The sequence below is a fragment of the Terrihalobacillus insolitus genome (assembly GCF_028416575.1).
Taxonomy (GTDB): domain Bacteria; phylum Bacillota; class Bacilli; order Bacillales; family Amphibacillaceae; genus Terrihalobacillus; species Terrihalobacillus insolitus.
In genome coordinates this window covers 1-10,895 of sequence record NZ_JAMQKB010000042.1, presented here as the reverse complement: position 1 = coordinate 10,895, position 10,895 = coordinate 1, and the positions used below count along the sequence as shown (strand labels likewise).

At 39.3% G+C, this 10,895-nt stretch carries 9 protein-coding genes and 1 pseudogene; 1 reads left to right on the top strand and 9 read right to left on the bottom strand.

Annotated elements, in window-relative coordinates; all coding sequences use genetic code 11:
• The 7 genes from NC797_RS17695 to NC797_RS17665 form a co-directional block, all read right to left on the bottom strand.
• Window positions 1-527: TDT family transporter (locus tag NC797_RS17695; protein WP_465250248.1), on the bottom strand; the 527-nt coding region annotated here is incomplete at its 3' end.
• Between the two features lie 218 nt (window positions 528-745).
• Window positions 746-1,441, bottom strand: coding sequence for a respiratory nitrate reductase subunit gamma (gene narI, locus NC797_RS17690; RefSeq protein ID WP_272438141.1), 696 nt, complete (start codon window positions 1,439-1,441; stop codon window positions 746-748).
• Window positions 1,434-1,994, bottom strand: a complete 561-nt coding sequence (gene narJ / locus NC797_RS17685) for a nitrate reductase molybdenum cofactor assembly chaperone (RefSeq protein WP_272438140.1) — start codon at window positions 1,992-1,994, stop codon at window positions 1,434-1,436. The genes narI and narJ overlap by 8 nt, the downstream gene beginning before the upstream one ends.
• Window positions 1,995-1,997: 3 nt before the next feature.
• Entirely contained in the window at window positions 1,998-3,476 is a 1,479-nt protein-coding gene (gene narH / locus NC797_RS17680) for a nitrate reductase subunit beta (RefSeq protein ID WP_272438139.1), read from the bottom strand.
• Window positions 3,466-7,125 carry a nitrate reductase subunit alpha gene (locus NC797_RS17675; RefSeq protein ID WP_272438138.1) on the bottom strand — a complete coding sequence of 1,220 codons (3,660 nt, stop codon included), beginning with the start codon at window positions 7,123-7,125 and terminating at the stop codon, window positions 3,466-3,468. Before NC797_RS17675 ends, narH begins: the two co-directional genes overlap by 11 nt.
• 333 nt (window positions 7,126-7,458) lie before the next feature.
• A complete protein-coding gene (gene hmpA / locus NC797_RS17670; RefSeq protein ID WP_272438137.1) occupies window positions 7,459-8,679 on the bottom strand; it encodes an NO-inducible flavohemoprotein in 1,221 nt (406 codons plus the stop codon).
• Between the two features lie 70 nt (window positions 8,680-8,749).
• Window positions 8,750-9,022, bottom strand: coding sequence for a hypothetical protein (locus tag NC797_RS17665; RefSeq protein ID WP_272438136.1), 273 nt, complete (start codon window positions 9,020-9,022; stop codon window positions 8,750-8,752).
• Between the two features lie 606 nt (window positions 9,023-9,628).
• Between NC797_RS17665 and NC797_RS17660 the strand changes: the two genes are divergently transcribed.
• The gene (locus tag NC797_RS17660) at window positions 9,629-9,868 is read left to right on the top strand and encodes a hypothetical protein (protein ID WP_272438135.1); all 240 of its coding nucleotides are present in this window, start codon (window positions 9,629-9,631) and stop codon (window positions 9,866-9,868) included.
• 218 nt (window positions 9,869-10,086) lie between these two features.
• On the opposite strand, the pseudogene NC797_RS18375 reads toward NC797_RS17660, so the two are convergent.
• Both NC797_RS18375 and NC797_RS17650 read right to left on the bottom strand, forming a co-directional pair.
• A pseudogene (locus NC797_RS18375) lies at window positions 10,087-10,287 on the bottom strand (type II toxin-antitoxin system death-on-curing family toxin); the annotation flags it as partial.
• Between the two features lie 113 nt (window positions 10,288-10,400).
• Window positions 10,401-10,652 carry an AbrB/MazE/SpoVT family DNA-binding domain-containing protein gene (locus tag NC797_RS17650; protein WP_272438134.1) on the bottom strand — a complete coding sequence of 84 codons (252 nt, stop codon included), beginning with the start codon at window positions 10,650-10,652 and terminating at the stop codon, window positions 10,401-10,403.
• Between the last annotated feature and the right edge of the window lie 243 nt (window positions 10,653-10,895).

Below are 10,895 nucleotides of genomic sequence, written 5' to 3'. Positions count from 1 at the left end.
TTATACAAAAGGAGTACTATGGATTGTGTACTAACTGTTGCTAGCAAAAGAACGCCGTGTACCTGATCTTTAGCAGTTGTCTGAAAAATCACGAAATACGCTTTCATGCAGTAATAGATGTACCATAAATAAAGAACAACATTCAAGACACCCATCATGTAAGGAATCACCCCTAAGTTAAGGGAATACTGGTGTATCACATTCCCAAGGACAGATGTTCCCGCAACCCATGTACCGATTGCAAATAGTTGAATCGGATCATCAAGATGCCTTTTTTTAAATGATCGATTAACAAGTGTTGACAAGACCGAAAGAACGATCGATGCCCAAACAGCTGTAAGAATGAACAAAAACAATTTGCCATGTTCATAAAGCAACGGGAATTGCTTCATCGCACTGTAAAGAAAAATTCCGTTCGCCATTACAATTGCCCCTGCAGGTGTAGGTGACCATTCATTTTTTAAAAATAACCTTTTAATGAGATAACATAGTAAAAAAGTGCCTATAAAGCCTAATAGATTTATCATAAAACGTTCCCCCTGTAGACAAATACCAAGTAAATAACTAACTGATAAGAGGCTACTTTATAAATACATGTTGATGGTTACCGTCTTCACAATGTTCTAGTATAGACCTTGTTGCAAGGAAAGAAAAGAGATGATTGTGAATTTTCTTCCTTAACTGCTGCGCTCTAGTCGAGTCGTTTCATTACCCGACTAGAGCATCTTTAAAGAAATACTAGTTCTTATTTATGAGCACCCGCTGTTTTAATCCTTTTCCGATACAACACATAACTACGACGCAAGTACAATAATGGCAAACTGAATACATGGACGAGTCTTGTGAATGGCCAAATGCCAAACAACGCAAATGCGGAAACCATATGAATTTTAAACGGTAACGGTACCGTCTCCATAAAAGCCGCATCAGGTTTGAAAATTAATAAGCCACGCACCCACGGATTGATTGTCGTTCGGTAATCGAAACCGGAATCGGCTACCGTATTGGTTCCTGTAGCAACAAGGCCAGCAACGATTGTAATCGTTAATAGAATAATTGCTATGAAATCACCTAAACTACTTGTTGCTCGAACTCGTTTAACACTAAAACGGCGAATTAGGAGCAGGAAAATACCGACAACGGCCATGAGACCCGCAATGCCACCTCCCCAAACAGCCATTGTATGGTAAAATTCATCAGAAACGCCAAGCGCATAATAAACTTTGACTGGTATCAATAGTCCAGCAACATGACCAAAGAAGACGAAAATTACTCCGATGTGAAATAGCCAACTCCCCCACTTCAACCTCTTCTTTTCCAGAAATTCACTCGATTTCGCTGTCCAGCCAAACTCTCCTGTTTGAAATCGATACAAATGGCCGAAAATAAATATAGTCATAACCAAGTACGGGAAAATCACCCACCAAAATTGATCAGCCATGGGAATGCGCCTCCTTTGGCGTTTCTGGTACGGGCACCATTTCCAAAATGGTTAAAATAGCTTGTAAAACAAATTGGTAAGGACTGTTCATTTCCAACAGTTGTTTATGAATGGCAATTATTTGTGATTCGTATTCTTTTAACAAGTCAGTACCAGCTTCAAAAGATGACACAGAAGCAAATTCCAACATTAATGGTAAGTAATCAGGCAATTCCCCATTGTTTTTCATTTCAAATCCTGCAGCTTCATATTTCTTTTTAATATTTGCCAAAACCGCGCCACGTCCTCGTTGTTCACCATGTTCAGCATACGTTACGTACAAGTTCGTACCTCGGCCAAAATCAAATGTATAAACATAGTTTTGACACAGTTCCTCCAAACTCGTGTTGCTTGTTTGGTCGATAAAATTATGGAAAGAAGTGATAATCGATTCATCGCCCAGTTTGTTTGCTTCTGTCTGTAGCTCTTCCATAGAATTGGCAAACATTTCATCAGGATACTGAAGAAATATTGACGCTAACATTAGTCCCTCTTGAATATTTTCGTTTTTCATTCCTTACACCCCCTGAAACACGCCGCAAGCTCCTGGCCCACCTTCAAAATTCAATCCACATGCTCCTTGTTCATTGATTAAGTTTGAAACGTCTTCGCGATGTGTAGTCGGAATGACAAATCGGTCGTTATACTTTGCTATGGCGAGTAATCGATACATTTTTTCAACCGTTTCTGTATCCAACCCGCAATCTTCGAGCAACGGATGATTCATTTCTTTTCCTGTATTCACTGCACGCATGTGTTGGCGCATAGCTGCCATTTTTTTTAATACAGTTCGAATGACAGTCGTATCTCCAGCAGATAATAAATTCGCCAAATATTGGATTGGAATCCGCATTTCATCAATTGCTGGAAAAACATCTTCCGGATTGGAATTGCTGCCTTTGCCCTCAAAGATATTCATAATCGGGCTAAGCGGCGGTACATACCAAACCATCGGTAGTGTACGGTATTCCGGATGGAGCGGCAACGCAATTTTCCAGTCAATGACCATTTTGTATATAGGTGATTGTTGAGCTGCTTCCAAATAATTTTCTGGTATACCTTGCTGTTTTGCTTCTTTGATTACGTCAGGGTCGTTTGGATCAAGAAATACATCCATTTGTGCTTGATAAAGGTCTTTTTCATTTTCCACGGATGCCGCTTCTTTCACTTTATCGGCATCGTAAAGCATAATACCAAGATAGCGAATGCGTCCGACACACGTTTCTGAACAAATTGTCGGTAACCCCGCCTCAATTCTTGGAAAACAAAGGGTACACTTTTCCGCTTTATTTGTTTTCCAGTTAAAATAAACCTTCTTATAAGGACAACTTGATACACACATTCTCCAACCGCGGCATGATTCTTGGTCTACGAGGACGATCCCATCCTCATCTCGTTTATACATGGCACCAGCAGGACATGCCGAAACACACGAAGGATTCATGCAATGCTCACATATACGCGGTAAGTACATCATAAAAGTGTCCTCGAACTCCATCTTGATCGATTCTTCTACGCCTTCCATATTTGGATCTTGTGCACCCGTAATATGACCTCCTGCTAAGTCATCTTCCCAGTTCGGACCCCAGTTTAACTCCATGTTTTCGCCAGTAACTTTCGACTTCGGGCGTGCAATCGGTTGGTGCTTTTTCGCTGGACTATTAAACAATGTTTCATAATCGTAGTCCCATGGTTCAAAATAGTCGTCCATTTCCGGTTGGTCTGGGTTATAAAACAGTTGAGCCAATTTTTTAGTTCGACTTCCCGACTTTAAGCTAAGTTTGCCGTCCTTTCGTTCCCATCCACCGTTATAACGTGCTTGGTCTTCCCACCTTTTCGGATATCCGATACCAGGTTTTGTTTCGACATTGTTAAAGTACATATACTCGGCACCAGGTCTATTCGTCCACGTATTCTTACAAGTTACACTACATGTATGACATCCAATGCATTTGTCCAAATTCATCACCATTGCAACTTGCGCTTTAATCTTCAAGCCAATCGACCTCCTTTAGTTTCCGAATAACAACGTTCAAATCTCTTTGATTGCCTGTTGGACCATAATAATTAAAACCGTAACTAAGCTGCGCATATCCGCCAATCATGTGTGTCGGTTTAACATGTATTTTGGTTGGACTATTATGCGTGCCACCGCGTGTTCCACTCACATTTGTTTTTGGTACGTAAATATGTCGGTCTTGTGCATGGTGCATAAATGCCATCCCTCTAGGAATACGATGTGTCACAACCGCACGTCCAACAACAACCCCGTTTCTGTTAAAACATTCCATCCAATCGTTATCATCCAGACCAGCTTCAGCTGCATCATCCTTATTTAACCAAATGGTCGGCCCACCTCGGAACAGTTCAAGCATAGGTTTTGAATCAAAGTACATACTGTGAATCGACCACTTATTGTGCGGTGTCAAATATTGTAGTGTGATTTCTTTCCCCTCCACATCTGGTCTACTTTTTGATGGTAAGAAAGGCGTATGATTAACAATCGGCTTGTAAGTGGCAAGACTTTCACCCCACTCCATCATCATTTCATGGTCAATATAAAAGTGTTGTCTGCCAGTTAGTGTATGCCAAGGCTTATCACGCTCCACATTAATCGTAAATGGAGAATAACGCCGGTTTTTATTAGATCCACTGAATGCGGGTGATGTTAACACTTCTTTTGGCTGACGAGTGATGTCATCGAAGGTAAAGTGTTCCGCTTCTCTCTCAGCAGACAAATCTTTGAACGTTTGACCTGTTTTATGCTCTAAATCTTCCCACGCTTTAGCAGCAACTTTACCATTCGTAGTAGATGAGAGTGACAAAACCATCTGTGCCGCGTCACGATCGCTAGCAATGCTTGGCTTTCCTTTCGAAATGCCGTCTTCTTCTGTCTTCGGAATCATTTTTTTCAATTTCTCAAATTCATCTTTCATGATTGGATTATTAGATGGTCCGTCACCGATAGAAATCATTTTTTTATAGATATTAGCGTAATCACGCTCTACGACTTGAATATTTGGCATGGTTACACCTGGAATTGGCTCAGTTTCTCCCTTTGACCAATCCTTAACTTTTCCTAATGGTTGCGAAATTTCTGCTTTTGAATCATGGGCAAGTGGTGTACCAATCACTTCTTTTACAGGTCCGTCAAAGTAATGCTTAGACATCTCTGAAAAAGTTTTTGCAACCTTTTTGAACGTATCCCAGTCTGATTTTGATTCCCATTGTGGGGAAACGGCTGGGTTAAAAGGGTGAACGAACGGGTGCATATCCGTACTGCTTAAGTCATGCTTTTCGTACCAGGTTGCCGCTGGGAGGATGATATCGGAATACAGTGCAGTTCCTGACATCCGAAAATCCATATCAACGAGCAAATCTAATTTCCCTTCTGGTGCTTCATCATGCCACTTCACTTCCTCTGGTCGTAGCGTATCAGAATCCTCGTTAAGCAAACCGTTATGGGTTCCGAGCAAATGTTTTAGGAAATATTCATGCCCTTTTCCAGAACTGGAAATAAGATTGGCACGCCAAACGAACATGGTTCTTGGAAAGTTAACAGGATTATCGGGATCTTCAATCGAAAATTGCAAGGTTTTATTTTTTAATTGCTCCGCTACATAATTCCTGATTTGCTCCTCGTTGTCAGCACCGGCAGATTGTGCTTCTTCATAAAGGTCTATTGAATTTTTATTAAATTGCGGAAAACTTGGTAGCCAACCATTTCTTGCAGCCAATACATTATAATCACCAACGTGGTCGTATCGTGCTTTATCAGCTACAGGTGAGACAAACTCGCTTACTGGTATTTCTTCATAACGCCATTGGTCTGTCGCGAAATAAAAGAAAGATGTACCATTTTGTTGTTTCGGAACGTTTCCCCAGTCTTTGGCAAAAGCAAGTGTACCCCATCCTTCTTTTGGTCGTAATTTTTCTTGGCCAACATAGTGCGCCCAACCTCCACCATTAACTCCTTGGGAACCAACCATTAATACAAGGTTTAAAACCGCTCGGTAAATGGTGTCGGAATGATACCAGTGATTAATACCAGCACCGACAATAATCATCGATTTCCCATTTGTATCAATCGCATTTTGTGCAAATTCGCGTGCGATCTTGATAACATCCTTACGACTTACGCCTGTAAATTCCTCCTGCCATGCCGGTGTGAAGGGCTTTTTGTCATCGTAACTTTGTGGCACGTCACCACCTATTCCGCGGTCAATGCCGTAGTTTGCCAACATCAAGTCATAAACCGATGTAACATAGATCGTTTCCCCGTCTTTTTCTATCTTTTTTACTGGTACTGAACGGGTCATCACCTCTTTTTTATAATCATCAAAATATGGTAATTTGACGGTGACCGTTTCATCTTCTATTCCAAGTATAGATAGACGTGGATCTATGGCTTCGTTTGTATCTTCGTCCTCCATTTTTAAATTCCAGTTTTGCTTGTCGTCCCATCTTGATCCTACTGTCCCTTTAGGGATGGCGTATGCTCCAGTACGTTCATCAAATACGACCGTTTTCCAATCACCATGTTGTACGTTTCTATCGATATCCTGTGAATTCAAGAAACGATCGGCCTTAAACTGATCCCCATCTTTTTGTAGCGTGACTAAAAAAGGAAAGTCTGTGTACTTTTTTGCATAGGTTGCAAACGAATCGGTTTTGTTTTTTTCATAAAACTCATTTAAGATTACGTGTCCCATCGCCATTGCAACAGCTCCATCTGTTCCAGGCTTGACACTTAACCAATTATCGGCAAATTTCGTTGATTCAGCATAATCTGGACTAACGTTGACAATTTTTGTTCCTTTGTACCTTGCCTCCGTTAAAAAGTGAGCATCTGGTGTCCGTGTCAGCGGAATATTGGAACCCCAAACGATAATATACTCGGAATTAAACCAATCACTCGATTCTGGAACGTCGGTTTGATCACCCCATATTTGTGGAGAAGCTGGCGGCAAATCTGCATACCAATCGTAAAAACTGAGTAATGGAGAACCGAGCATCGATAAAAACCTTGATCCTGATGCGTAGCTGATCATACTCATCGCTGGAATCGGTGAAAATCCTAAGATCCTATCTGGACCGTATTTCTTTATCGTATAGATTAAGTTAGCAGCGATTATTTGTGTTACTTCTTCCCAACTCGTTCTCACCAGTCCTCCTTTACCCCGTGCCGTTTTGTAGCGCTTTGAATGGGTAGGATTTTCAACAATAGCCGCCCATGCTTTGACTGGATCATTTGTTTTCGCCAAGGATTCTCGCCACATTTCTAGTAGCACACTACGAATGTATGGATACTTAACTCTTAAAGGACTGTAAATGTACCAAGAAAAACTCGCTCCTCGTGGACAACCACGTGGTTCAAATTCTGGCATATCAGCTCCTGTAGTTGGGTAGTCTGTTGATTGGTTTTCCCAAGCTACGATGCCGTCTTTCACAAAAATATTCCAACTACAAGATCCTGTACAATTGACCCCGTGGGTGGATCGGACCACTTTATCATATTGCCATCGCTGCCGATAAATATCTTCCCACTCTCTTCCTTTATGGGAGACCTCACTCCAACCTTGAGACATTTTTTCCCTCGGCTGAAAATAACGCAGTTTTTCTAGCAAACGATTCCGCTTTTTCATATATAAAACTCCTTTCGAGGCCTATCTGTTTCATCTAAAAACGCATATATCTAGGAATGAACTTTCCGTTAACAACATTGTAACTTTCAATAAAAAAGCAAGGTGTGATGAATGTCACACCTTGCTTTTTTATTTTTGAAAAAATCATTTGCTTTTTCATGTTTTGTTCACAATTACCTCTATTTGTTTCTGAGTGGATTGAAAAAAAGCGTCAGAAAACTATCAGGCTAGCTTTGGGAGGTATTCTATTTTTCACTCTTTACAACACAAAACCATGTGGCAACCTAAAAACCGAAAGCCGTCACCACGGCTTTCGGTTTTATTGGGAAGAAGTTATGCTTCCTCCAATATACTGACTGGATTAAACACCTCGAAATGACTGCGTTCTTTCGGTACTCCCCATTCTTTAAGTGCCTGATTGATAGCCTTTGTAAAAGGAATTCCTCCGCAAAAGTAAAAGTCTGCTTGGTTATTCGGCAAAATAGATTTGAGCCAATCTAAGTCAATCAGTCCCTCTTTGTCGTAATTTCTTGCATCACGATCTTCCGTAGTAGGAGATTCATAACAAACAAAAGAGTTTACGTTATCATTCTCAGCTTCTAATTGGGCAACGTGCTCCCTCATTGCATGAGTTTCACTGTTTATCGTAGCATGAATAAAAGTAATGGAACGGTTCGGCTGTGACTCAACTAACGTGTTCAACATACTTACCATTGGTGTTAATCCAATACCCCCACTTAAAAGGACGATAGGTTGTCTTTCATCAGCAATGACAAAATCTCCTGCTGGTGCCGATACGGAAAGCACACTTCCCTCCTCAACATCTTTGTGCAGATAGTTTGATACAATTCCCGCAGGAGCATTTTCTTGCGGATCTTCACGCTTGACACTAATTCTGTAGTAAGCTTTTCCGGGAGCATCTGATAGACTGTAATGCCTCATATGGGTATAGCGTTCCCCTTCAATTTCAGCTTTTAAGGTAATATATTGACCCGCTTGGTAAGAAGCAATGGCGTTCCCATCTTTTGGTTTAAGGTAAAACGATGTGATCTGATTACTTTCCTTTACTTTTTTATCTACAAAAAAGTCACGGAATCCTGTCCAACCACCTTGCTTTTGGTTCGTCTCTTCATATAGCTCTTGCTCGATATTAATAAATATGTCTGCAATATAATTGTAAGCTTCTCCCCAAGCTTCGATTACCTCATCTGTTGCAGCATCACCAAGGACATCTTTAACAGCTTGGAGTAAAGTTTCCCCAACAACTGGGTATTGGTCAGCTTTCACTCCTAACGCCCGATGTTTTTCGGCAACACGCATGACGACTGGTTTAATTGCAGCCAAGTTATTGATATTTTCTCCTGCTGCATAAACCGCATATGCAAGTGCTTCTTGTTGTAATCCTCTTTTCTGATTGGTTTGGTTAAATATATTATATAGACTGGGAACCTTAGAAAATAACAACTCATAAAAGTGCGTCCCAATTTGTTTACTATTTTCTTTTAATACTGGGGCTGTTGATTGAACTATTTTTAGTGCCTTAGAACTAATCATATAATCACCTTTCATTTGTAAAATTAATCTCTTTAACATGGACCCAGGATAAACTGATCAAGACTCACCCTCATAACCCCCCGTTGTTGCTAACGTCAATGGGATTAAACCGATTACCAGTAATACGAAAACTTCCCGCTCCTTCTTGCATTTCTTCTAAAACCATTTCTAATTCTGGAGTATTTGCTGCAACTAATATTAACCGCTCTATTTTTTCTAATTGACTTATTTCATAAATAGACTCAATAATGTCGGGTGATATAGAACCAAAGCGCATCCGTAGAACTTCAATCAAATCTTCCCGATCCTGCATAAGTCCCGCTTCTTCTTCAAATGAAAACATATTTGCCTCCTTCTTAACATCTAAATCTTTATCTAATTGCATCTTCTCTAAAACGATTTGTTCTTCGCTTTATGCTTTATAAGCAATGAATGCGTGTTAAAATAGTGAATTAGATTCTGACATGTATCTTTCAGTCATTTTTTTGAAATACTGATATTGATTGTTCGCTATTCATTTTTTTATTTCTTCAATAGCCTGTTCTATTCGTTCCAACCTTATTAAAACTGGTTCTAGCACAATTTTTAACATGGCTTCTAATCGTAAAGCTTTTTGGTCATCCTTTATTTCCATCGTTTGGACCTCCCTTGAAAAACATATGATGTATCCAGTTCAGGGTTCATTGTATCTTTTGGAAATAAAAAAAGATGTGACATTTATCACATCTTCACCAAACGTCATATTTCTTTCACATTTGCATTCCTAGTATGTTCTACCACACTTCCATTGCATTTGATGGGACATTGGAGTTCGACCCATTAACTCCTATTAAATGAAAGGGTGCTTTGGTATAAAAGGTAAATTTACCCATTACCGAAAAAATTGATTGGTAGAATAATTTATAGGTGCTATAATTATAAAGAGCATCTCGGAGCGGAGGTAAATTCTGTGGAAGATATATTAAAACAAATTTTAAGTGAACTGAAAGAAATAAAGACAGATATCGGTGACTTAAAAACGGGACAAGCAAGGCTTGAAGTCGGACAACAAAAATTACAGCAAAACTTAATCGAAAGCCTTGGGAATTATACAGAGAAAATTACTGAACATGTTGATGACCAAACCGAAGTATTGAATAAAAGAGTTTACAAATTTGAATCAGAAATAGAGAGATTAAGCAGACAGTAGAAAAGTTAAACTTCATCACTGTCTTTTCTTTTGGAATTGTTTATCTTGTGAATTTCATCACTTAAAGTAACGGGGTGGCGTTTCTAAATCATAAAAGCTCCATTCTCAACCGAATATGAGATTGAATTTTACAGTTTTGCTGTATGGCTTTCTATTGTTGAAACAATTTCTTTATACGTGTCTTTATGATTCACGAGATCAACTGTAAAGTCTTGTTCTTATTCAAGTCCCATCGTCCACCGATAATGGTTTATTTTCAAGAAAACAATTAATGAGGCTAAAGCTGTTCGTTTATTCGCATTTTGAAATGCATGGTTCTTTGCTATTGATTCAAAAAGTGGATCTGCTTTTTCGTAAATTGAAGGATAAGGATAAGCATCACCACCAAACACTGTTTGTTTTGGTCGATTTATAGCTGAGTCAAGTAAGTTAGGATCTTATACTCACATAGGCTCATCTGGAGAATATAGGCGAATTTGGACGGCATTAATCGCAATAACTTGATTTATTGTTAAATAGACAATCTCATTCATTATCTGTCCACTAATCCTTTGAAAGCTTTGTCATGCTTTTTAATCACGTCATTTAAAATATCCATGAATTCATCATCGACACCCTCAGGAAGTGTTATTTGTTCTTTTTTTCTCAAGACAATTTTTTCATCTTTTACTTCAACTTGTACATCATCTCCCTGTGACAAGCCAACTTGTTTAAGTAATTCTGTAGGAAGAGTAATTCCAAAGCTATTTCCAATCTTAGTAACTTTTCTTTCAAATAGCTCCAAAAAATCACATCCTTGTTATAATCGTTATAACACATTTGAAAGTAAATTAGAAAAATATCTATGAGTATGTGCAATGTTACACTTAGACTGGAAAAATTATGAAAATATAATATATAAACGGGCGCAAAGCTTTATGCCTTTTTAAACCTCTACGCTTTTTTTCCACGCGGGATGCCCCCTTTTAGAATCATGATCCGTCTTTTTAGCCCACTTCACCTTTGCCTTAAAAAACAACAGAATCTC

What these genes read in the sequence shown, in the direction of transcription:
- NC797_RS17675 (WP_272438138.1), bottom strand. Translation starts at nt 7,125, where the DNA reads ATGAAAAAGCGGAATCGTTTGCTAGAAAAACTGCGTTATTTTCAGCCG.
- hmpA (WP_272438137.1), bottom strand. Translation starts at nt 8,679, where the DNA reads ATGATTAGTTCTAAGGCACTAAAAATAGTTCAATCAACAGCCCCAGTA.
- NC797_RS17665 (WP_272438136.1), bottom strand. Translation starts at nt 9,022, where the DNA reads ATGTTTTCATTTGAAGAAGAAGCGGGACTTATGCAGGATCGGGAAGAT.
- narJ (WP_272438140.1), bottom strand. Translation starts at nt 1,994, where the DNA reads ATGAAAAACGAAAATATTCAAGAGGGACTAATGTTAGCGTCAATATTT.
- narI (WP_272438141.1), bottom strand. Translation starts at nt 1,441, where the DNA reads ATGGCTGATCAATTTTGGTGGGTGATTTTCCCGTACTTGGTTATGACT.